Below are 21,430 nucleotides of genomic sequence, written 5' to 3'. Positions count from 1 at the left end.
GGATCGTGGGGGCTTCGGGAGCGAAAAGGGAGATTTGTCGGACTGGAATAAATTGTCTGTTAACACTATATTTAGTGTTTGCAGGCAGGTTCGACGCTAGATAGTGTGAATTTCCCTCGGTCGAGGGAATTGAGGAAAAAATTCAGTTTTGAGGGACCCGCAGGGTTCGGCGCAGAGTTGGAACAGCGGCTTCGCAAGAAGTTCGACCAGCAAGGCGACGAAGACTGCCACGAGGAGAGCCGGTGTTTTCGAACGCCGGCAGACGGCGGACATGCGCGTTTCGCATTGGGGGCAGAAATCCCCAGGGAAAAGCGCTATATATAGACAAAAGGGACCGGACCAATGCGCATCGAGCGTCGTTTCACCAAGCCAGGCCAATCAGCTTACGCGGAGATCGAATTCCGCAAGGCGCTTTCGGAGATCAAGAATCCGGACGGCTCGGTGGTGTTCCGCTTGGACAATATCGATGTGCCGGCGCAGTTCTCGCAGGTTGCCGCCGACATCCTGGCGCAGAAGTATTTCCGCAAGGCCGGCGTGCCCGCGCGCCTGAAGAAGGTCGAGGAGAACGACGTCCCCTCCTTCCTGTGGCGCTCCGTCGCCGACGAGGCCGAGCTTGCCAAGCTGCCGGAAGCCGAGCGCTACGGTTCCGAAATCGACGCCCGCCAGGTCTTCGACCGGCTGGCCGGCACCTGGACCTATTGGGGCTACAAGGGCGGCTACTTCAAGTCGGAAGAAGACGCCAGCGCCTTCCGCGACGAACTCGCCTATATGCTCGCCACCCAGCGCGTTGCGCCGAACTCGCCGCAATGGTTCAATACCGGCCTGCACTGGGCCTACGGCATCGATGGCCCGAGCCAGGGCCACTATTATGTCGACCCGTTTACCGGCAAGCTGACCAAGTCGAAGTCCTCCTACGAGCATCCGCAGCCGCATGCCTGCTTCATCCAGGGCGTGCAGGACGATCTCGTCAACGAAGGCGGCATCATGGACCTGTGGGTGCGTGAAGCGCGTCTGTTCAAATATGGCTCGGGCACCGGCTCCAATTTCTCGATGCTGCGCGGCGAAGGCGAAAAGCTGTCGGGCGGCGGCCGTTCGTCCGGCCTGATGAGCTTCCTCAAGATCGGCGACCGCGCGGCGGGCGCCATCAAGTCGGGCGGCACCACGCGTCGTGCGGCCAAGATGGTCATTGTCGACGCCGACCATCCCGATATCGAGGAATTCATCGACTGGAAGGTCAATGAAGAGCAGAAGGTGGCGTCGCTGGTCACCGGCTCCAAGATCGTGAAAAAACATCTCGAAGCGATCATGAAGGCCTGCATCAACTGCGAAGGCCATGATGACGACTGCTTCGACCCGTCGATCAACACCGCGCTGAAGCGCGAGATCAAGGCGGCCAAGAAGTCGGCGGTGCCGGAGAACTACATCTACCGCGTCATCCAGTTCGCCAAGCAGGGCTACACCGCGATGTCGTTCAAGACCTACGACACCGACTGGGATTCGGACGCCTACCTCACCGTCTCCGGCCAGAACTCCAACAATTCGGTGTCGCTGAAGGACAATTTCCTGCGCGCCGTCGAGGACGACGCCGATTGGCACCTCACCGCCCGCAAGGACGGCAAGGTCTTGAAGACGCTCAAGGCTCGCGACCTCTGGGAAAAGATCGGCTACGCCGCCTGGGCGTCGGCCGACCCGGGCCTGCATTTCAACACGACGATGAACGACTGGCATACCTGCGCTTCGGCCGGTGCGATCCGGGCCTCCAACCCGTGCTCGGAATACATGTTCCTCGACGACACGGCCTGCAACCTCGCCTCGATCAACCTTTTGCCCTACCGCAATGCCGATGGCACGATCGACATCGCCGCCTATGAGCACACGGTGCGGCTGTGGACCGTCGTCCTCGAAATCTCGGTGATGATGGCGCAGTTCCCGTCGAAGGAGATCGCCAAGCAGTCCTACGAGTACCGCACGCTCGGCCTCGGCTATGCCAACATTGGCGGCCTGCTGATGACGTCTGGCATTCCCTATGATTCCGACGAGGGCCGCGCCATCTGCGCCGCACTCACCGCCATCATGACCGGCATTGCCTATGCCACTTCGGCCGAGATGGCCGGCGAGCTCGGCGCCTTCGCCGATTACGACCGCAATGCCCAGAACATGCTGCGCGTCATGCGCAACCATCGCCGTGCCGCCTATGGCGAGAAACAGGGCTACGAGAAGCTCGCCGTCAATCCGGTGCCGCTGGTCGCGTCCGACCTGAAGCAGCAGGAATTGGCCACGCACGCCAAGGCTGCCTGGGACCGCGCCATCGAACTCGGCGAAGAGCATGGCTACCGCAATGCGCAGGCGACCGTGATTGCGCCGACCGGCACGATCGGCCTGGTCATGGATTGCGATACCACCGGCATCGAGCCCGACTTCGCGCTGGTGAAGTTCAAGAAGCTTGCCGGCGGCGGCTATTTCAAGATCATCAATCGCGCCGTGCCGGAAGCGCTGCGCACACTGGGTTACTCAGAAAGCCAGATCGCCGAGATCGAGGCCTATGCGGTCGGTCACGGCAACATGAACCAGGCGCCGGCGGTCAACCCCGGCTCGCTCAAGGCGAAGGGCTTCACCGACGACAAGATCGCGGCGCTCAATGCAGCACTGAAGTCGGCCTTCGACATCAAGTTCGTCTTCAACCAGTGGACGCTCGGCGCCGACTGGGTGAAGGAGACGTTCGGCTTCACCGATGAGCAGCTCAACGACTTCTCGTTCGAGATGCTGCCGGCGCTCGGCTTCTCCAGGAAGGACATCGAAGCCGCCAACATCCATGTCTGCGGTGCGATGACGCTGGAAGGCGCGCCCTTCCTCAAGGCCGAGCATCTGGCGGTGTTCGACTGCGCCAGCCCGTGCGGCAAGATCGGCAAGCGCTCGCTGTCCATCAACAGCCACATCCAGATGATGGCGGCGGCACAGCCCTTCATCTCCGGCGCCATCTCCAAGACCATCAACATGCCCAACGATGCGACGGTGGAAGACGCCAAGGGCGCTTACATGCTGTCGTGGAAGCTGGCGCTGAAGGCCAACGCGCTCTACCGCGACGGCTCGAAGCTGTCGCAGCCGCTGAATTCGTCGCTGCTCGCCGACAGCGAGGACGACGAGGACGACGCGGTCGAGCAGCTGATCGCGGCGCCCGCTTCACAGCGCGCCGTGCAAGTGACCGAGAAGATCGTCGAACGCGTCATCGAACGCCTCTACCGCGATCGTGAAAAACTGCCGAACCGCCGCAAGGGATACACCCAGAAGGCAGTCGTCGGCGGCCACAAGGTCTACCTACGCACCGGCGAATTCGATGACGGCCGCATCGGCGAGATCTTCATCGACATGCACAAGGAAGGCGCTGCTTTCCGGGCGATGATGAACAACTTCGCCATCGCCATTTCGCTCGGCTTGCAATATGGCGTGCCGCTCGAGGAATTTGTCGAGGCCTTCACCTTCACCAAGTTCGAGCCGGCCGGCATGGTGCAGGGCAATGACGCCATCAAGAATGCGACGTCGATCCTCGACTATGTGTTCCGCGAGCTCGCTGTGTCCTACCTCGGCCGCCACGACCTCGCCCATGTCGACCAGTCGGATTTCGACAAGACGGCGCTCGGACGCGGCATCAACGAAGGCAAGGCGACGCCGTTCTCGAAGGGTCTTACCCGCGGCGCGTCACCAGTGAAGTTGGTGTCGGGCTTAGGTGGCGAACCCAAGGGCTTTGCTGGATCACCTGCCGCGGCCCCTGCCCGGGTCACTCCAACTGCGTTCTCAGGCTCCAACGTGTTGGCGCTTAAACCAGCAAGCGACGAAGCCATCGCCTACAAGCGCGACTATGAGGAGCGAGCCAAGGAATTGGTCGAAGATATTGTTTCCGAGGAGGCTGCCGACCCCACCGGGTTGTTCACCGACGAAGCAGCGAAAGAAGCGGCCGAGGCAAAGGCGCTTGCCTCTACGCGGCGTCAGCAATCCTTGATGCAAGGCTACACCGGCAACGAATGCTCGGAATGCCACAACTTCACCATGGTGCGGAACGGAACCTGCGAGAAGTGCGATACTTGTGGATCGACGAGCGGGTGCAGCTGAGGAAAGTCCTAGCGCTAAAACGCAACATCATCGGCCCGGTCGCAAGATCGGGCCGATTTCGTATAGGCCTTTAAAAAAGCGATTGTTGGATTTCGTTCTCAACTCCGTGGTCGAGCCGGATCACGCCATTAATTAGCCATTGCGGATAGGCTTTGTGAGTACCCATCGCGAGAACAAAACCTTTTCTCGAGTACTCAACCCCAAATCTTTCGGTCATCTTTTGAAGCGTGTCGGTCTCGCCATAGAGCCGTTGCCACTTGAGAAAAGTGGCTTCTATCTCCCAATCCTGACAAGTTCCTTCCCGCAACCCGTCCATCGTTTCGTATTTATATTTGAAAAGAAATGGAGCCGGCTCATACGGAACTAAGCTCTTATCCAGAAATCCAAACAGGCTATTAGCCTCCTGGTCATGCCACATACGAAATCGCGCTTTCTCGTCCTCAAATGTAGCGCGATCTTTTTTTTCAATCACGAATTCAGCATTCTTCGGTCGAACAAGCGCCAGACTTCGACCTTCCTCCAGTTCAGTGTTGAGGCTAGGAACGACATGCCGCGCTAAGAATTGAGCCCGTGATTTTTCGGACAAACTGCCTGTTATTACGAGAGATTTATGCTCTAGCCTTCGGCTCTCTCTTCTTTGGTCGCCTTTAGGAAGGCTCCAGCCGTACTCAATGGTATCCCACCGACCGAACTTCTGAGCATCTTCTAGCGTCCGGAAAGCTACTGGATATAGCCGAATCCAGTTACCGCTGAAATCTAGCCCTGCACAACAGACCAGCTCGCCGTGAGTTTCTCCAACTCGTGGCGCTGCCTTTACCAAAATCACTGCAGAGTCACGCCGAGAGAGAGATGCCAATCACGCAGCCTTTAGACGAAAGCCCTTCGGAACACCAATATTTTTAATTGAACTCTTCTTAACTTTCAATATCTCTTCACAAATAATCGATCGATGGCAGTCTTTGTGATCCCTTTCAAAACACATTAAACAAATGTTCTTTGTCTCCGCCTGCAGTGCTAATTCACGGATAATTTTCCCGGCTGCCTCATTTGCGATATGGTTTCTGAAGATGCGTTCAAACCGCGGACGATCACCGCTCCGAGCAGCCAACCGCCCCTCTCTGGGGTCACCAAGGATTTTTGTGTGCCTATAGTCGATCGAAGAGTTTTCGAGATGGTTCCTGAGCGAATTTTTGGAGAAGCCTGGTTTTCTCGACAAAGGTAGATCTCTCACGTCGACAAGCAATTCGACCTTCGCCGCCTTCAGTACGGATACGAAGTCGTCAATTTCAGAACCTTCATAGCCAATCGTCAGCAGCGCCATTGGTACATCTCATTGTCTGTTGTAGTGGTCATAGGCGATCAAACTTGTCCGAAGCGTGACGCACGATCAACCATTAGCGCGCAGGTCAGGGCGCACGGCACGGTTACAGTCGGTTTCGCGCACATAGACCCTACGGCAACATCCGCAGCGTCTGCTCGTCGAACAACGGCTCGTCCTGCCCCGCCCGAACGAACAGCACCCTCCGCCCCTCGCCCGCCGGCACCTCGAAGTACTGGATGCCGTCGGGCATTTCGCCCCAGTCGCCGCAGGGCGGTTCGGGAACTTCATCACTGGCGAGCGCCTGCAGCTCCTTGGCGTAGGCGGCGTCGGGGTTGAATGTGTAGCGCTTGACGCCGGCGGGCACGGTGCCCTGCGTATAAGGCGCCAGTACGCAGCGAGCGCTGACTGATTTGTCGGTCTTTTCCAGCAACAGGCGCAGCACCGCGGCCTCGGCGGTTTCGCCCGATTTGATGTCGAACACCACGACCAGCGGATCGGGCGCGCCGCCGTCGCTGTATTTGATGGCGAGCGCATTGCCGGCGAATTCGAAATGGATCTGGCGGAAGCCGAAATCGCAGCGCTGCACCCAGGCGGCCAGCCCGACCGTCTTGTCGGTCAGTTTTTCCCAGACGCATTTGTCGATCGGCGGGCGCGATGGCGCCAGCTCGTCCGCCCGCGCTGCGGCTGATATCGTCGCCGAGGCAAACAGCGTGCAGATCCAGACAATCGGTCTCATGGCGTTATTCATCGCTGCATCCTGTCAAAGTGAAGGCGTCCCAGGCCGAGCCGTCCGGATTGGCATTGGCGAAATCGGCAAATTCGGTGAAGGCCGCGCCGAAATCGGGCAGCAAAGCCCTTTGGGCGCCGGTGTCGCTTCGCGCGAATTCAGCTGCTCGGCGCCGCCTCCGGTCAAGGCATAGACCTGGCCCATCCATATCCGGCAGAGACCGCTGCCGTCCTCCAGCCCCGCTTCGCGGTCGTCGTCGGTGCAGGCGTGGTGGATGGTGCCGAGCGGAAGCGAATTTTTGCCATTGGTCCAGGTGATGTCGGCCGGCAAGCGCGTGTCGGTGTTGGGCACGGTCACCGAAAACACTTCGGCCGTCAGTGCCGCCGGTTCATTGTCGAGCGGCCGGAATTGCAACACCGCGCCCGAACGCGGCTCGCGGTAGGTGGCGTGGCTTAGCAGACACTCTCTTGCGCTCGCTGCCTGCACGGCGCCGAGCAGAGCCAGGCAAACGACGGCCAGCCTGCGAACGATCATTGGATGTCTCGTCATGAAAGTGGCGCCTCAGATAAAACCGACCAGCCAAGCCGCGCCGCCCAAAAACACGGCCGAACAGACCCACAGCAGCCAAAGCCCGCGCACCCTGCATTCGAGCACTGCCGAGGCGGGGTTGGCTGGGTCGTAATGCACGTCGACCTTGCCGCCCTCGGCATAGCTGCGCGCCTGGCCGCTGACGAGGCCGGGCATTGAAGCGGTGACCGTGGCGCCGAAGGTGACGCGGTCTGAGGTGTAGTGCTGGCCTGCGACGCCGTAGCTGTACACGATGCGGGATTTGAAGACGGTGCTCCAGCGTCGATGGCTGCTGTAGTTTCGCAGCGTCTGCAGGCCCGAGGAGTCAATGCGGCCGGGGGCGACCGGCCATTTTGCCGCCTGCTCGGCAAGCGACTTCTGGACGAAGGCCATGCGCAGGATCATCAGGCCCATGAACAGCAGCAGCGCTCCGGCGCCGAGGTTCTGCGGCTTGGGCAGGTGCGGCCGGATCGCCTCCAGCACGCCACCGAGCGAAAACACCAACACCACCGTGCCGATCACCAGCCCGGCCGAGAGCTTGACCATGAACTTGAAGGCGCCGTCCGGCAGGGTGCGTTCGATCACGGCCTTGCCCGGATCGGCCGGATTGTAGAAGACGGTCACTTCAGCGCCGGTGGGAAACTGCGCCAGGGTTTCGGTGACTTCGAAATTCCCCAGATTCTCCTTCACGCTGTAGCGCGAGCTTTGAAATTTCTTTTTACCGACCTTGTATTCGAAGGTGATCGCCGGAAAATTGCGCATCTCGGTGGTGTCGCTGCTGTCCGAGCCGACGCCCGACCTTCTGACTTCACGCGCCTCGACGCGCGACGAGATGATCTTGCCCGGCGCCGGCAGCCAGTGGCTCATCGCCTGCACCTCGCGCCATTTGACGAAGGTGATGAACGACAGACCGCCCGCGATCGCGCAGGCAAACCCGACAATCAGAAATTTGAGCTCTACGTCCACCGCGTCCCCCAGGAGTGCCGGAAGCTGCGAATAGATAGCACGGCGAAGGCAATGTCTTGATTATTCGCAAAGGACGAACCGCCCTTCCTCGGGTATCGAAGCCCCCTCAACTTTGTTAAGAGTCGCCCAAACTGTTAGGAGCCATGAGACCAGGATGACAGCACTGCGCGTTCTCTCGGATGCCTTCATTCCGGAACTCCCGAACCACTACAAAGGCAAGGTCCGCGAGAATTACGATCTGCCGGATGGCCGCCGCATCATCATCGCCACCGACCGGCTGAGCGCCTTCGATGTGATCCTGACCGCAATACCGCTCAAGGGAGAGCTGCTGACGCAGACGGCGCGCTACTGGTTCGAGGAAACGGCGGACATCTGCCAAAACCATGTGCTCGATTATCCCGACCCCAATGTCGTTGTCGGCACCAGGCTCGACATTCTGCCGGTGGAAATCGTTGTTCGCGACTATCTCGCCGGCACCACCAGCACTTCGGTGCTGACGAAATACAAGAACGGCGAACGCGATATGTACGGCATCCGCCTGCCGGACGGACTGCGCGACAATGAGAAGCTGCCGCAGGCCATCATCACACCGACCAGCAAGGCGCTCGATGGCGGTCATGACGAGCCCTTGACGCGCGACGAGATTTTGACGCGCGGCCTGTTGTCGGAAGAGCAATGGGACACAGTCTCGCGCTATGCGCTGGCGCTGTTTGCGCGCGGCAAGGCGCTGGCCGCCAAGCGCGGCCTGATCCTGGTCGACACCAAATACGAGTTCGGCACGGACAAGGATGGCACTATCATCCTTGCCGATGAAATCCATACGCCCGATAGCAGCCGCTACTGGCTTGCGGCAAGCTATGAGGAGCGCTTCAAGGCAGGCGAGCGGCCGCAAAGTTTCGACAAGGACTTTATTCGCGCCTGGGTGACCGCGCGCTGCGATCCCTACAAGGACCGTATTCCGAAAATCCCCGCCGAACTCATCGAGCAGACGTCGCGTGTCTATACGCAGGCCTTTGAGACCATCACCGGCAAGACCTTCACCGCTGATAGATCGGGAAAGACGGTGCTGGACCGCATTCGCGAGAACCTGCGCCCTTATTTCTGACGGCGGCTGGCGGCCGCCAGTCAACTTGCCGAGGTCGCGGACACGGACGGTTCTGGCGGAGCGCGCCACGTGCCGAGATATGATCCGCACAGGATGAGCGCGAAGGCCGCGACAATGCCGATATCGAGCGGCTCCGAAAGGACGAGCACGCCGGCTGCCACGGAGACGGCGGGCGCCACATAAGTGATGACGACCGCCCGTTCGGGGCCGATCTCCCGCACCAGCAGGAAATAGGTGGCGAAGGCAATCGACGTGCAAAACACGCCAAGACCGAGGATTGCGCCAACCACCGTTGTCGACGGCCTGGCCGCCGGCCAGGCCAACGCCGCCGGCACGGCGTAGATCAGCGCGGCCCCTGCCAGACAGACTGCCGTCAGCGAGGTAGCCGGCACATCGTTCAGCCAGCGCGACGCGATGATCGAACCCGAGGCATAGCAGGCTGCGGCCATGAGAATCTCGACGACCGCGAGAAGTCCGCCACCCAAGGTCGGCAGCGCCAGCACGAAGACACCGGCAAAACCGAGGAAAAGGCCAGTCCAGCGGCGTATCCCCAGCCGCTCATCCGAGCCCATCAGCTTTGAGAGCGCGACGGTTACGGCCGGCGTCATGGCAATCAGCAGTCCGGCGGTGGAACTGTCGATGCTGACTTCGCCATGGGTGATCAGCCCCCATGGCAGGATCATCTCGACCAGACAGAATGCGGCGACCGCCCGCCAATGTGTCTTCAGCCATCCGAAACTGCGCTGGACAAGGACGAAGGGCAGCAGCGCCAGGGCGCCGACGGCTGTTCGGGCAAAGACCAGGAAGGGCACCGACACCTCGGCAACCGCCAGCTTGATCAACAAATAGGGAATGCCCCACAGGAGGCTGAGCAGCACGAACAAAAACAGTCCGCGGCGCGTCATGACGGCATCACAGCCAGAAAGGTGGTCCACTCTTCGCGATCGCGGCCGACGTTGAATTCGTCTCCGACAAGGACCAGCCCGGCGTTTTCAAGGCGGGCCGCGAAGTCGTCCCTGCGCCAGTAGACCGTATGATATTCGCCGCTCTTCTCGCCATCGCCAATGCGCATCGAGACGAGGAAGGCGCCGCCCGGCCGCAGCGACCCGGCAATCTTGGCAAGCACCTGGTCGGCCTGCTCGCGCGGCACGTGGATCAGGACGCACAATGCGAGCACCGCGTCGTAGGGGCCGCCGAGATCGTCGGTGATGAGATCGAGAACCTCACCATGCTTGCCGCGTGCGGCCTGCAACTCGAGAAACCGCTTCGTTGCGTCTGTGCGCCGAACCTGGACACTGAGCCCTTCAACGAAGTCCGCATCGTATCCGGGTCCCGAACCGACTTCCAGAATCCGGCCACCTTTGCCGGCGATCTTCACCAGGCGCTTTAGCCAGTTCTGTTCTCTTTGGTTCGGAACGTGCCGCACCAGAGCGTCGTAGCGTTCGGCATAGTCCTCATAGGCGTTGATCGTTTGTCGGCTCTTCGCCAGATCCTCGGATAACACAGTCATCTTTCCCTCCCCTGGTCAAAGAGCTTGCTTAGCCAATGGTGCCGGGAGGCACGCGTCCGTCAAGCATACCGATATCCCTGAGGAAATGGTCCGACAGCGAGCGGCGGTCGAGCAGGCCGCGCTTGCGAGGCCTGAACGGCGCGGTGAAGAGGTCGAGCACCGGGCGGCGAAGCGTGTTGTAGAGAGCGATGGCGGTGGTCATTGCCGTATCCTCCAGTTTGATCCGATGAATGCAGCATGCCGTTTTCCGGGCTTGGTTTCCAATCGAACGTCGCGTAGTATGCATCAGCGGGATTGATGCGTCATGAGCTGGGAACTACCACCATTAGGAGCCATCAGAGTCTTTGAAGCCGCGGCCCGGCTGGGCAGTTTCACCAAGGCAGCCGAAGAACTCGGCATGACCCAATCAGCTGCCAGCTATCAGATAAAGGTGCTGGAAGAACGTGCCGGAACGCCGCTTTTCATAAGAAAAACAAGGCAGATCGCGCTGACCGAGGCCGGACAGCAGCTGGCGCCGCACGCAACAGGCGCGTTCTCGACCCTGGCCGACGCATGGGTCGCCACCAAGGGTGGAGCGACCGGCGTGCTGTCGGTGACGACCATGGAAACCTTCGCATCGAACTGGCTGGCCGTATGGCTTGGAACATTCCAGCTGATGCATCCCGATCTTGCCGTGAAGGTGAATACATCGCACGGGCTGGTCGATTTCACGCGCGGCGACATGGATGTCGGCATTCGCACCGGCAGTGGAAAATGGCCGGGCCTGACGGCTCACTATCTGTTCAAGGCGGACTATACGCCGATGCTCAGCCCGAGACTCGCCGAAAGCGTCGGCGGCATCCACCGCCCCGAGGATCTCTACCAACTGCCGCTATGCTGTGCCGACGATCCCTGGTGGGAAATCTGGTTCAAGGCTGCCGGCGTGCCGTTCGAGCCCGATCGCGTCATCGCTGGCCCGAAACTGGGTACGCAGGCCTATGATGCGATGGCGGCGCTGACCGACAAGGGCGCCGCGATCCTGACCAAAAACCTTTACAGCGCCCTGTTGGAAAAGGGCCAGTTGATACAGCCATTCGGCGTGCTTGGATCGGACGGCGACGGCTATTGGCTGGTGCATCTGGAGAGCCGCCGCAACGCGCCCAAAATCAAGGTGTTTCGCGACTGGGTGCTGGCGCAGACGGCAGAGATACGCGAACGCGAAAAGCGCGACAGCCCTCTAGGCACCGCGATAAAACTCGCCCCCGCCTCAACCCTCAGTCCTTGAAGGTCAACCCGTATCTTGCAACCTGTTCCTTCGGCATATCCGCAAGCGCCTGGCGCGTGGTGTAGCCGCCATAGATCACCTTGCCGTTCTTGATCATCCAGTCCTCGACGTCGGCCTCGGTCACCGTCATCCTGTCGCCCATCTTGTACTTGTTGCCATTGACCGGGACGTCGGCGAGCAGGCCGATATAGGAGCCGTCGCTGTAGCCGACCAGCTGCAGCCAGATATGCTCGGTGGCGCCGTTCTGGGTCAGCGGGAATTTTACCGTGTAGGTGCCGGGTGTGCCGGCGTCCATCAGTTCGTGGAAGCGCTTGAGGGTCGAGCGGCCGCTGTCCTTGGCGGCCTGCATCGCATTGTCCTCGGTGGAATAGGACACGACGTTCTGCTTCGACTCGGCCAGCGAAGTGCCACTTCCGCCCGGCATGTGGCCGAGCGAGCTGAAAAACCCGTAGCCGACAGCGGCGGCAAGAGCGACAGCCACAACTGGATTGCGCATGGACCCCTCCGAAACCCGATCACGGGCACGTTACCGGAAGGCTGTTGCGATACCGCTAAAGGACACAGTGAGCGGATCGTTAGCGAGACGCTGAAAATTCAACCCAAGGCGCAGCGGCAGGCAGCGCAGGCGCACCGGCACCGGCCTGACGTTCAGTCGGCGTCGGCGACGGTCGTCTGCCCGCCTGCCCATGCCCGCCAGGCGCGCTCGTCGCCATGGAAGACGTTGAGGTCGATGCGGCCGGTCACGCCGTGCGACAGGCCGGAGCCGGAGTACTGCCAGAACAGCCATTTGCGGCCGGGATAGACTTTTGAGGGATGCCGCGCCACGGCGCGCAGCCAGAACGGATAATCGAGAAACGCACCCTTGAGATTGTCGCGATAGAAATCCGGTGCGGTGTAGATGATGGGCCGCTGGCCGTAATGGCGCTCCAGCTTGTCCATGAACACCTTCATCTTTTCCAGCACGGTGGCCCGCGACGGCCGCCGCTTGCAGGAAGATTCGCCGTTCCACTCGACATCGATTACCGGTGGCAGCGCGCCTTCGACCCTCGGCACATTGCGGATGAACCAGTCGGCCTGCTCGCCCGCGGTGCGGCACCAGTAGAAGAAATGATAGGCGCCGCGCTTCAGCCCGGCGGCGTCGGCATTGCGCCAGTTCTTCATGAACATCGGGTCGAGATGGTCGCCGCCATCGGTCGCCTTGATATAGGCGAAGTTGGCGCCCTGGGCACGCAGCTTGCCCCAGTTGACATTGCCCTGCCAGCGCGAGACGTCGACGCCGTGGACGGCAAGGTAGCGTGGCGAAGCCTTGCCGAAATTGATCGGCTTGGCGTCGCGGAAACCGTAGCGGGTGACCGGCGAGGCCAGCATGGCCGGCGCCGCGCGCGTCAACCGCTTCGGCGCAGACATCAGAGCGGCGGGCTCGAGCTGTGGTCTGGTGCTCCCCTGCGGCGTGCCCGCGACGATGGCCTCTTCTTCCTCGACCATGGAAAAGGGCGGCGCATTGTCGGCCACAGCGTTGTCGGCCACCATGTCGGACCGCATCGGCGCGAGGTCGGCGGTCCCCGCCGGAGCCGCGGTGACCGGCGCGCTCGGACGCACGACCGAACTGGTCGTCTCGTTCGACGGCTGCAAGCCATCGACGCCCGCTGTGGACGAACAGCCGGCAAGCCACAGCGATGCCAACATGAAACTGACGACGCCTGAAATCCGCATCTGGACCTGTACGCAAAACACAACAGACCGAAGGCAAACAGACGCCGCCGGACAAACCGGCCTCGATTACTAACGAGAAATTACCAACAAAGTTTGAATCAAGTTGTTAGGAATTGGCCGGGGTATGTTCGGCGGCCATAACCTACCTTCGTCATTCTAGGGCGAAGCAGTCGCGAAGCGACGTCGCGCAGACCCTGGAAATCCATGCCGTTACATCCATGGCATGAAGACGGTTCAAGATTGAGTTTGGGCGAAACGGGTCGAGCAAGGAAGCCATTCTCGACCGCGACATACTTCGGCCGACGTCACGGCGTGGATCCTCGGGTCAAGCCAGGTCAAGCCCGAGGATGACGAAGGATCATAGCCTTACCTTCCCAGCCATTGCTGCAAACAGGTCTTGGCCACCACATGCGCCGGCGGCACCGACGGTTCGTCGGCGGCCGGGCGGCGGGCACGTTCGAGCAGCAGGCGAACCTGTTCGGGGCGCACGCGGTCACGCTCCATCACGAGGAGGACCATCGGATCGCTCAAAAGCTCGTCCAGGGTGCTGATTCTGTCGCTCATCGGTCGTCTCCTCGATACCGGCCCGCAGACGACAGATAGGCAGCCAATCATGGCCCGCCAATGACGCTTTGCCGGCTATGTCGTGGTTTCGGGATTAATTTCCGGTAAGGCCGGCGTCAGTTCGGAGGCGGCGCGCCTTCATGGTGCGGCAGGCCGTCATCGAGCTGCAGCCAAGGCTGCTTCGAGGCGGTCCACATATGCATTTCCGGCTTGAACAGCGAGGGATCGTCGAGCGAGCCGGTGGTGATGCCGACGATGCCGGCGGAGTCGCGTCGGGAAAACAGCGTGGTGCCGCAAGCGGCGCAAAAGCCGCGCTTGAGGTCCGGAGAGGTGTTGACCGTCGCCACCTCTCCCTCGACGGTGACATCGTCGATGCGAAACAAAAGGCGGGCGTTGAAGGCCGCGCCTATGACCTTCTGGCAGCGCCGGCAATGGCAGACGCGCTGGTTGAGCGGCGCCGCCTCGGTGCCGTAGCGCACTGCCCCGCAATGGCATCCGCCCTGGTATTTCGTCATCATTCGAACCCATCGCACTGAATGTCTCTTGAAGATATCGACAGGTACCTTTCGGTCAATTGAAAAGCCGTGATGGCGCCATCGATTGCGCCGATAGGACCAATCGCTGCGCCAAGGCTCTGTAGCTTCGCAGGCACAAAAAAGCCGACCGCCTCTTCGAGACGGCCGGCATGTATCTCAGGCAAGCTATTTCGTTTCGCTGAGGACTTCGTCCCAGGTCTTCACCTTGGTTTCGCAATTGAGGAAGGGCAGTGCCGCGGCCGTCAGTTCCGGTGCGAAGAAGACGTCGTAGTGGGTGCGGTTGGGAATGATGGCCAGCCGGTTCTGCGACAGGTTCTCACGCATCCAGCCGGCATCCTTCAGCCCGCCGCCGATCATCTGGTAGAACCTGATCTCGTGCTCGGGCTTGTACATGTCGCTGTCGCCATAGGCCAGCATAACTGGCATCTTCAGCTTCGCCACATCGGCGGAATAGTCGTAATCCTTGCGCATGAAATTGCCCAGCGCATCGAGCAGTTTAGGGAAATCGTCGGGACGTGGGGCGACGGCGACGTAGGATTTGTACATCGGCGTGTCCTTCATGAAATCGGCGGCGGCCGCGCTCACCTGCGCCTGCTGGCCGCGCATCTCGTCATAGAAGCCATTGGCGGCGAAGCCGGTCGAGACCAGGACCAGCCGGCGCACCGTCTCGGGATGCTGAACGGCCATACGGAAGGCGACGCCGCCGCCCAGCGAATAGCCAAGCACGTCGACCTTGTCATAGCCGAGCGCCTTGACGATACCAGCCATGTCGTCGCCCATCCCCTCCAGGCTGAAGGGTCGCTCGCCGAGCGCGGTGCGGCCATGGCCCTGCAGGTCGACGGCAATGATGGTGCGGTTTTCCGCCAGCTTCGGCAGCAGCGGCGCGAACATGTCCGACGTGCCAAGGCCGCCATGCAGCAGAAGCAGCGGTTCGCCCTTGCCGTAGACGGCATAGTAGTAATTCAGGCCGTCGATCGGCAGCAGGCCGGACTTTTCCGGCTTCGGCATGGCTGTTGCCTCGGTGGTCATGGCGGGCTTGGTCTCCTCTGCATTGGCTGGGCCGGGCGCTACGAACAAGGCAGCGACCGAGGCAAGAATGGCGAAATAGATTGGTCTGGACATGTCGGTCTCCTCGGGTTCCGCCCCAAGGACGAGCAAGCACGCCGCGTGCCGACATGCCCTGCGAAAAAATCCGCGGAGGAATGACCGGTTTGGCTGTTTGTCGATCGGGTCGCGCGCCTCAGTGGCGCTTGGCTTGCACCAGATAGGCGTCGATCTCGGTCTCGCCGAGCCATTTGGCGGCTTCCAGCCGGTGCAGGCCCTCGACCAGGATGTGGCGCTTGCCGTCATTGCGAACCTGGATCGGCGTCTTCATGCCGTTTTCCAGTATGTCTTCGGCCAGGTGCCGGACCGTTTCGGGATGCAGCGTCTTCTTGCGCGCCGTCGGCACGTAGATGTCGTCGACCTTGACCTTCTGCACTCTCAGCATGCCGGCTCCCGAGGCGGAACATACCGCCTCGCCTGAGATAGTCGGTTTGCCGGGTGCGGCCAAGAGCGGCCAAGCAATTGTGTCGTATGCAATTGCTGGCCCGATCGTTTCCATTTGACGCTTGGCCGGCAGATGGCCGAAATGGCGGCCTGTCACTTTTCCGGTGTTCATGACCCATCTGCCAACCGAATTTCCCGATTTCGGACTGACGCCCGAGCAGCGCCGCGAGGCAGTGCGCGGCCATTACTATGAATGGCCGGGAATGGACGGCGAGCGCGGCGAGATCTGGTGTTATTCCAACCGCTTTTCCTACCGCGCCGGCGAGACCGTGACGCTGCATGTCAGTTCGACAGTGCCGCGCTTCAGCATTGTCATTGTCCGCGACGGCGGCAGCGAGACAAAAGTCTTCGAGCAAACGGGGCTTTCGGCGCGCTGGCAGGATACGCCCGACCAGTGCTCGGTCGAAGGCTGCGGCTGGGAGGCGTCTTTCGAATTTCGCATCGGCAAGGATTGGCCATCCGGCGCCTATCGGCTGACGCTGACGGCAGACGGGCGCGACGGCAAAGCTATCCTTTGCCATCACCTCATCATCGTCGCGCTCCTGCCCGGCAGCAAACCCGGTCGCGTGCTGCAGGTGGCGGCGACCGGCACCTGGCTGTCCTACAACACATGGGGCGGCTCCAACGCCTATCAGGGCATCACCGGCCCGGGCCGCGACCAGTATGCGCGCATGGTGTCGACGCAGCGGCCTTGGTGCCGTGGCTTCGTGGTGTTGCCCAAGGACGCGCCGCGCGTGCCGCTGGAGGTTGCCGTGCCGCCGAAAACAGTGCCGCGCTATCCGCACATGGAATGGGCGTACGCCACGGGACATTCGAAGAAATACACCTCCTCCGGCTGGGCGAGCTATGACAGCCACTTCTTCCGCTTTGCCGAGCGCGCCGGCTATGGCGTCGATCTCGCCAGCCAGCACGATTTGCACTTCTCGCCCGAAATCCTCGATGGTTATGACTGTGTGGTCTTCGTCGGCCATGACGAGTACTGGACCTGGGAGATGCGGGACGCCGTCGACAGCTACGTCGAGCGCGGCGGCCATGCGGCGCGCTTTGCCGGCAATTTCATGTGGCAGACAAGGCTCGAGGACGAAGGCCGCCGGCAGGTCTGTTACAAATACCGCGCGCGGGCCGAAGACCCGGCCTATGGCGGCGACGTCACCCGCGCCACCAACTCCTGGGAAGCGCCGGAGATCGGCCGTCCCGGCGCTCTGACCTTCGGCCTTAACGCAACGAGGGGCGTCTATGCCGGCTGGGGCGGCTGCGCGCCGCGCGGCGTGCGCGGCTTTCCGGTCTATCGGCCCGAGCATTGGGCCTTTGCCGGCACCGGAATCTATTATGGCGACCTGCTTGGCGCCGACAGTCATGTCTATGGCTATGAGGTCGACGGGCTCGATTTCGAGATCCGCGGCGGCCTGCCCTATCCGACACCGGACAGCGGTGCGCCTGACGGGCTGCAGGTGCTGGCCGTCGGCATGGCGAGCCAGGTCGAGGAAAGCGCCGATATCCCGATCGAGGACCAGTTTCTCGCCGACGAGGATGGCCGCTTTACGGCCGAAACGCTGTTTGGCGAGGCGACCGACGCCAATCTGGAAAAGGTCAAACGCGGCAACGGCATGATCGTCAATTTTCCGCGCGGCAAGGGCGAGGTTTTCCACGCCGGAAGCTGCGAATGGGTCGCCGGCCTGCTCAGGCAGGATCCCATGGTCGAGCGCGTGACCAGGAATGTAATCGACCGCTATCTCGGAAAGACCTGACATGCAGAAGCCCTCATCAACTGGTTCAGAAACGCGCGCGCCATCGCACCTGTTCTACCTCTCCAGCCTGCGCCGGCCGCTGATCGACCGCGCCGAAGGCATCTATATGTGGACGCAGGACGGCCGCCGCTTCATCGACGGATCGAGCGGGCCGATGGTCGCCAATATCGGTCACTCCAACCGCAATGTGCTGGACGCCATGAAGCGGCAGATGGACCGCGCCACCTTCGCCTACCGGCTGCATTTCGAGAACGAGCAGGCGGAAGAACTGGCGCGGGAGCTCGCCGGCAAACTGCCGGAGGGCATGGACCGAATCTTCTTCGTCTCCGGCGGTTCGGAGGCGACGGAATCCTGCATCAAGCTGGCGCGGCAATGGGCGGTCGCGACCGGCCAGCCGAAGCGCTGGAAGGTTATCACGCGTTTTCCCTCCTATCATGGCGGCACGCTGGGTTCGCTTTCGATAACCGGCGACGATGCGCTGGCCGAAACGTTCACACCGATGATGCGGGTGATGCCGACCGTGCCGGCGCCGACGGCATGGCGCGACCGCGACAATCTTTCGATGGAGCAGCGCGGCGTCCGTTATGCCGACATGCTGGAGGAGAAGATCCAGGCCGAGGGCCCGGACAGCGTGCTCGCCTTCATCATGGAGCCGATCGGCGGTGCGGCGACTTCGGCCCTCGTCGCACCGGACAGCTATTATCCGCGTATACGCGAGATCTGCGACCGCTACGGCATCCTGCTCATCCATGATGAAGTGATGAGCGGCGCCGGCCGCACCGGAAAATTCCTTGGCGGCGACCATTGGAACTGCAAGCCCGACATCGTCGCGCTGTCGAAGGGGCTTGGCTCCGGCTATGCGCCGCTCGGCGCGCTGGCCGCCCCGATGCGGCTGGTCGAGCCGCTGCTGGCGTCGGGCGGCTTCCAGCATGGCCACACCTATGCTGGCAATCCGCTCGCCTGCGCGGCCGGGCTCGCCGTGCTCGGCGAGATGGACCGCCTCGACCTGATCGCCAATGCCGCCGCGATGGGCGACGTGCTGATGGACGGGCTGAAAGCGCTGGCGAAGCGTTTTCCGTTCATCGCCGATGTCCGAGGCAAAGGCCTGCTCACCGGCGCCGAGATGGTTGCCGATCCCGAAACTCTACGGCCGATCGAACAGGGCAAGAAAGCCACGCAGCGCCTGCTCGACCTCGCCTACGTCGAGGACCGGTTTCGCGGCCGCAAGATCGGCGAAAGACTGCTGCGCCGGGTCGCGCGCGACTGCCGCCGGGATGGCGGCGCCTATCTCAGGCTGTCCGTCGACACCGACAATGACGGCGCCAAGGCTTTTTATGAGCGGCTGGGCATCGCCTGGTCGAGCTACGAGCAGACGCAGAAGATTGTTGGCGATGCCTTTTTCGCCTTTGCCGATGCAGCGCAGGATGGGGACGCGGAATGAAAGCCTTCTTTGCCGAGGAGCAGAAACGCCACGACCCGAAGGCCTTTCTGTCCAGCGGTGCGCCGCAGCCCAATCCCGAACAGCCGGAGCGGGTAGAGCGATTGTTAGCCGGCGCAAAATCCGCCGGATTGATGATCGAGCGGCCCAGGGAACATGGCCTAGGCCCGGTGGCGGCCGTGCATACGCCGGAGTATCTCGCCTTCCTCGAACACATTTTTGCGCGCTGGCAGCGCATCGAGGGCGCATCCGCGGAAGTCATCCCCAACATCCATCCACTGGCCCGCACAGGGTCCTATCCGGCCTCGGCGGTCGGCCAGGCCGGCTACCACATGGCCGACACCGCTTGCCCGATCTCCGCCGAAACCTGGCAAAGCGCGCTGTGGAGCGCCTGGAGCTCGGTCGAAGCGGCGGAAGCTGTCATGGCAGGCGCGCCTGCCGCTTATGCGCTCTGCCGGCCGCCCGGCCATCATGCCTTTGCCGATGTCGCCGGCGGCTTCTGCTTCATCAACAATTCAGCGGTCGCGGCCCAGGTGTTGCGCAAGCAGGCAGCGCGGGTGGTGATCCTCGATGTCGACCTGCATCACGGCAACGGCACGCAAGGCATCTTTTATACGCGTTCCGACGTCCTGACGGTGTCGCTGCACGCCGATCCGGTGCGCTTCTATCCGTTCTTCTGGGGCCATGCCGATGAGCGCGGCGAAGGTCCGGGCCTCGGCTATAATTTCAACCTGCCATTGCCGCGCAAATCAGCCGACGCGGCGTTTCTGGAGGCCCTCGAAGTGGCGTTCCAGCGTATCCGCGCCTTTTCGCCGGACGCGCTGGTCGTGGCGCTCGGTCTCGATGCGTTCGAGGGCGATCCGTTCGGCGGGCTTTCGGTGACCACGCCCGGTTTCTCGCGGATCGGCGAGGCAATTGCCAAGCTTGGCCTGCCGACGATTATCGTCCAGGAAGGCGGCTATCTCTGCGACGCGCTCGGCGACAATCTCACGGCGTTCCTCACCGGTTTCGCGGCAAACAGCGATAGCTGACTAGCGCTGCTGCCTCAGCATGGCGATCTCCCGGTGCACGCTTTCCAACGTCTCGTCGATCTCTGCCGCCGTGTTGTAGTGCGCAATACCGATGCGCACGACGCCCTGCTCGGCCGGAATGCCGAGATGGTGGACGATCTCCCAGGCGTAGTTGTGACCCGACCATAGAAAAATGTTCTCGGCATTCATCTGCCGCACGATCGTCTCTGGCACGATGCCGTCGACGGTGAAGGACACGGTCGGCACGCGCTCAATGACACGCTTCTGATCTGTGATGCCGCGGATGGTCAGGCCCTCAATGGCGGACAGCCCATCGATCAGCCTCAGCGCCAGCGGGTTTTCGTAGGCGATCGACACTTCGTATGCCTTTGCGATCTTTTGCCTTCGCGAACCGCCCTCGCCGGCCGCAGCACCGAGTTCGGCGAAGTAATCGACCGCTGCGGTAAGTCCGGCCATCAGTTCGATCTGCGGCGTACCGAGTTCGAAGCGCTCCGGCAGGCCATTGGACGAGCAACGGCATTTGTAGGGTTTCAGCGCATCGATGATGTCGCGGCGGCCCCACAATATGCCCATGTGCGGGCCGAAGAATTTGTAGGCCGAGCAGATCAGGAAGTCGCAGCCGAGATCCTGCACGTCGACCAGCCCGTGCGGCGCGAACTGCACGGCATCGACATAGACGAGCGCGCCGGCCTGTTTGGCGATGGCCGTCAGCGCCTTGACCCGGTTGATCGAGCCGGTGAGGTTCGACGCATAGTTCAGCGCAACGAGTTTTGTCCTGTCGGTAAGCAGAGCGCTGAGCGCCGCCTCCTCGACCTGCCAGCTGTTCTCGTCGAAGGGCAGGAAGCGCACCACAAGGCCGAGGTCCTCGGCCAGCTGCAGCCAGGGCGAGACATTGCCCTCATGATCCATGCGGGTGACGATGATCTCGTCGCCCGGCTTGAAGCCGCGGCCGAGCGTGCGCGACATGTGATAGGTCAGCGTCGTCATATTGGCGCCGATGATGATTTCCTCAGCGCTCGCTGCACCCAGGAAATCGGCCATCGCCGCATGGGCGCCGTCGACCACCTGTTGCGCGGCAAGCGTGGTTTCGAAATAACCGCCGAGATTGGCGTTGGTGGTGAGGAGGCAGCGCGCCACCGCATCGGCAACCGCCTGTGGCACCTGCGTGCCGGCCGGATTGTCGAGATAGATGCGCCGGCGGCCCTTGTCGGTCAGGTCCAGCGCCGGAAATTTCCCCCTGACGGTCTCGATCGGAAAATCCATTGCTGTCCCCTTACCCTTGTGT

General features: G+C 61.8%; 21 protein-coding genes. 6 read left to right on the top strand and 15 right to left on the bottom strand.

From position 1 onward, the window contains the following. Positions 1-342 precede the first annotated feature (342 nt). Positions 343-4,107: a vitamin B12-dependent ribonucleotide reductase gene (locus AC3EMP_RS20180; protein WP_352711980.1), complete on the top strand. Its 3,765-nt coding sequence runs from the start codon at positions 343-345 to the stop codon at positions 4,105-4,107. A 70-nt stretch (positions 4,108-4,177) separates the two neighbouring features. Here AC3EMP_RS20180 and AC3EMP_RS20175 read toward each other — a convergent pair whose 3' ends face one another. The 5 genes from AC3EMP_RS20175 to AC3EMP_RS20155 form a co-directional block, all read right to left on the bottom strand. Further along, complete coding sequence (locus tag AC3EMP_RS20175; protein WP_156933979.1) at positions 4,178-4,963, bottom strand: hypothetical protein; 786 nt, start codon at positions 4,961-4,963, stop codon at positions 4,178-4,180. Then, positions 4,964-5,428 (bottom strand): DUF488 domain-containing protein, encoded by a 465-nt coding sequence (locus tag AC3EMP_RS20170; protein WP_352711981.1) that lies wholly within the window; start codon positions 5,426-5,428, stop codon positions 4,964-4,966. It abuts the gene before it with no gap. 130 nt (positions 5,429-5,558) lie between these two features. After that, positions 5,559-6,164 (bottom strand): hypothetical protein, encoded by a 606-nt coding sequence (locus tag AC3EMP_RS20165; protein ID WP_352711982.1) that lies wholly within the window; start codon positions 6,162-6,164, stop codon positions 5,559-5,561. Between the two features lie 24 nt (positions 6,165-6,188). After that, the gene (locus AC3EMP_RS20160) at positions 6,189-6,689 is read right to left on the bottom strand and encodes a hypothetical protein (protein WP_352711983.1); all 501 of its coding nucleotides are present in this window, start codon (positions 6,687-6,689) and stop codon (positions 6,189-6,191) included. A 27-nt stretch (positions 6,690-6,716) separates the two neighbouring features. Further along, positions 6,717-7,688 (bottom strand): DUF3592 domain-containing protein, encoded by a 972-nt coding sequence (locus AC3EMP_RS20155; protein WP_352711984.1) that lies wholly within the window; start codon positions 7,686-7,688, stop codon positions 6,717-6,719. A 163-nt stretch (positions 7,689-7,851) separates the two neighbouring features. Here AC3EMP_RS20155 and AC3EMP_RS20150 point away from each other — a divergent pair, with 163 nt between their 5' ends. After that, positions 7,852-8,793: a phosphoribosylaminoimidazolesuccinocarboxamide synthase gene (locus AC3EMP_RS20150; protein WP_352711991.1), complete on the top strand. Its 942-nt coding sequence runs from the start codon at positions 7,852-7,854 to the stop codon at positions 8,791-8,793. A gap of 20 nt (positions 8,794-8,813) precedes the next feature. Here the strand turns inward: AC3EMP_RS20150 and AC3EMP_RS20145 are convergent, their stop codons facing one another. Genes AC3EMP_RS20145 through AC3EMP_RS20135 form a run of 3 tightly spaced genes read right to left on the bottom strand, consistent with a single transcriptional unit; the run spans position 8,814 to position 10,505 of the window. After that, positions 8,814-9,698, bottom strand: a complete 885-nt coding sequence (locus tag AC3EMP_RS20145) for a DMT family transporter (RefSeq protein WP_023711460.1) — start codon at positions 9,696-9,698, stop codon at positions 8,814-8,816. Beyond that, on the bottom strand, positions 9,695-10,303 hold the full coding sequence (locus AC3EMP_RS20140) for a class I SAM-dependent DNA methyltransferase (RefSeq protein WP_023711461.1): 609 nt from the start codon (positions 10,301-10,303) through the stop codon (positions 9,695-9,697). Before AC3EMP_RS20140 ends, AC3EMP_RS20145 begins: the two co-directional genes overlap by 4 nt. 28 nt (positions 10,304-10,331) lie before the next feature. Next, entirely contained in the window at positions 10,332-10,505 is a 174-nt protein-coding gene (locus AC3EMP_RS20135; protein WP_023711462.1) for a hypothetical protein, read from the bottom strand. A 102-nt stretch (positions 10,506-10,607) separates the two neighbouring features. On the opposite strand from AC3EMP_RS20135, the gene AC3EMP_RS20130 reads away from it, so the two are divergent. Then, positions 10,608-11,567, top strand: coding sequence for a LysR family transcriptional regulator (locus AC3EMP_RS20130; RefSeq protein ID WP_023711463.1), 960 nt, complete (start codon positions 10,608-10,610; stop codon positions 11,565-11,567). Here the strand turns inward: AC3EMP_RS20130 and AC3EMP_RS20125 are convergent. From AC3EMP_RS20125 to AC3EMP_RS20100, 6 genes are all read right to left on the bottom strand, one after another. Further along, positions 11,557-12,063, bottom strand: coding sequence for a DUF2314 domain-containing protein (locus tag AC3EMP_RS20125; RefSeq protein ID WP_023711464.1), 507 nt, complete (start codon positions 12,061-12,063; stop codon positions 11,557-11,559). The genes AC3EMP_RS20130 and AC3EMP_RS20125 overlap by 11 nt on opposite strands. 152 nt (positions 12,064-12,215) lie before the next feature. Then, entirely contained in the window at positions 12,216-13,280 is a 1,065-nt protein-coding gene (locus AC3EMP_RS20120; protein ID WP_023711465.1) for a glycoside hydrolase family 25 protein, read from the bottom strand. 366 nt (positions 13,281-13,646) lie between these two features. Next, positions 13,647-13,844, bottom strand: a complete 198-nt coding sequence (locus tag AC3EMP_RS20115; protein ID WP_023711466.1) for a hypothetical protein — start codon at positions 13,842-13,844, stop codon at positions 13,647-13,649. A gap of 116 nt (positions 13,845-13,960) precedes the next feature. Further along, positions 13,961-14,359, bottom strand: a complete 399-nt coding sequence (locus tag AC3EMP_RS20110; protein ID WP_023684918.1) for a GFA family protein — start codon at positions 14,357-14,359, stop codon at positions 13,961-13,963. Positions 14,360-14,545: 186 nt separating this feature from the next. Next, the gene (locus AC3EMP_RS20105) at positions 14,546-15,502 is read right to left on the bottom strand and encodes an alpha/beta fold hydrolase (RefSeq protein WP_023826154.1); all 957 of its coding nucleotides are present in this window, start codon (positions 15,500-15,502) and stop codon (positions 14,546-14,548) included. A gap of 118 nt (positions 15,503-15,620) precedes the next feature. After that, positions 15,621-15,869 carry a ParB N-terminal domain-containing protein gene (locus AC3EMP_RS20100; protein WP_023694150.1) on the bottom strand — a complete coding sequence of 83 codons (249 nt, stop codon included), beginning with the start codon at positions 15,867-15,869 and terminating at the stop codon, positions 15,621-15,623. Positions 15,870-16,038: 169 nt separating this feature from the next. On the opposite strand from AC3EMP_RS20100, the gene AC3EMP_RS20095 reads away from it, so the two are divergent. The 3 genes from AC3EMP_RS20095 to AC3EMP_RS20085 are packed head-to-tail and all read left to right on the top strand — an operon-like array spanning position 16,039 to position 20,145. Continuing rightward, positions 16,039-17,676: a N,N-dimethylformamidase beta subunit family domain-containing protein gene (locus AC3EMP_RS20095; protein ID WP_023825096.1), complete on the top strand. Its 1,638-nt coding sequence runs from the start codon at positions 16,039-16,041 to the stop codon at positions 17,674-17,676. A gap of 1 nt (position 17,677) precedes the next feature. Further along, positions 17,678-19,117: an aminotransferase class III-fold pyridoxal phosphate-dependent enzyme gene (locus AC3EMP_RS20090; RefSeq protein ID WP_352842956.1), complete on the top strand. Its 1,440-nt coding sequence runs from the start codon at positions 17,678-17,680 to the stop codon at positions 19,115-19,117. Then, positions 19,114-20,145, top strand: a complete 1,032-nt coding sequence (locus tag AC3EMP_RS20085) for a histone deacetylase family protein (protein WP_023816556.1) — start codon at positions 19,114-19,116, stop codon at positions 20,143-20,145. The genes AC3EMP_RS20090 and AC3EMP_RS20085 overlap by 4 nt, the downstream gene beginning before the upstream one ends. Here the strand turns inward: AC3EMP_RS20085 and AC3EMP_RS20080 are convergent, their stop codons facing one another. After that, complete coding sequence (locus AC3EMP_RS20080; RefSeq protein ID WP_352711985.1) at positions 20,146-21,408, bottom strand: cysteine desulfurase-like protein; 1,263 nt, start codon at positions 21,406-21,408, stop codon at positions 20,146-20,148. Positions 21,409-21,430 lie beyond the last annotated feature (22 nt).

Source organism: Mesorhizobium sp. P160219 (genome assembly GCF_057786095.1).
The sequence above is the reverse complement of the archived record's forward strand: the minus strand, read 5'-3'. Positions and strand labels throughout refer to the sequence as shown.

Coding starts and splice junctions, on each gene's coding strand:
- AC3EMP_RS20180 (WP_352711980.1), top strand. CDS start 343: ATGCGCATCGAGCGTCGTTTCACCAAGCCAGGCCAATCAGCTTACGCG.
- AC3EMP_RS20170 (WP_352711981.1), bottom strand. CDS start 5,428: ATGGCGCTGCTGACGATTGGCTATGAAGGTTCTGAAATTGACGACTTC.
- AC3EMP_RS20165 (WP_352711982.1), bottom strand. CDS start 6,164: ATGAGACCGATTGTCTGGATCTGCACGCTGTTTGCCTCGGCGACGATA.
- AC3EMP_RS20160 (WP_352711983.1), bottom strand. CDS start 6,689: ATGATCGTTCGCAGGCTGGCCGTCGTTTGCCTGGCTCTGCTCGGCGCC.
- AC3EMP_RS20145 (WP_023711460.1), bottom strand. CDS start 9,698: ATGACGCGCCGCGGACTGTTTTTGTTCGTGCTGCTCAGCCTCCTGTGG.
- AC3EMP_RS20140 (WP_023711461.1), bottom strand. CDS start 10,303: ATGACTGTGTTATCCGAGGATCTGGCGAAGAGCCGACAAACGATCAAC.
- AC3EMP_RS20135 (WP_023711462.1), bottom strand. CDS start 10,505: ATGACCACCGCCATCGCTCTCTACAACACGCTTCGCCGCCCGGTGCTC.
- AC3EMP_RS20130 (WP_023711463.1), top strand. CDS start 10,608: ATGAGCTGGGAACTACCACCATTAGGAGCCATCAGAGTCTTTGAAGCC.
- AC3EMP_RS20125 (WP_023711464.1), bottom strand. CDS start 12,063: ATGCGCAATCCAGTTGTGGCTGTCGCTCTTGCCGCCGCTGTCGGCTAC.
- AC3EMP_RS20120 (WP_023711465.1), bottom strand. CDS start 13,280: ATGCGGATTTCAGGCGTCGTCAGTTTCATGTTGGCATCGCTGTGGCTT.
- AC3EMP_RS20115 (WP_023711466.1), bottom strand. CDS start 13,844: ATGAGCGACAGAATCAGCACCCTGGACGAGCTTTTGAGCGATCCGATG.
- AC3EMP_RS20110 (WP_023684918.1), bottom strand. CDS start 14,359: ATGACGAAATACCAGGGCGGATGCCATTGCGGGGCAGTGCGCTACGGC.
- AC3EMP_RS20105 (WP_023826154.1), bottom strand. CDS start 15,502: ATGTCCAGACCAATCTATTTCGCCATTCTTGCCTCGGTCGCTGCCTTG.
- AC3EMP_RS20100 (WP_023694150.1), bottom strand. CDS start 15,869: ATGCTGAGAGTGCAGAAGGTCAAGGTCGACGACATCTACGTGCCGACG.
- AC3EMP_RS20095 (WP_023825096.1), top strand. CDS start 16,039: ATGACCCATCTGCCAACCGAATTTCCCGATTTCGGACTGACGCCCGAG.
- AC3EMP_RS20090 (WP_352842956.1), top strand. CDS start 17,678: ATGCAGAAGCCCTCATCAACTGGTTCAGAAACGCGCGCGCCATCGCAC.
- AC3EMP_RS20085 (WP_023816556.1), top strand. CDS start 19,114: ATGAAAGCCTTCTTTGCCGAGGAGCAGAAACGCCACGACCCGAAGGCC.
- AC3EMP_RS20080 (WP_352711985.1), bottom strand. CDS start 21,408: ATGGATTTTCCGATCGAGACCGTCAGGGGGAAATTTCCGGCGCTGGAC.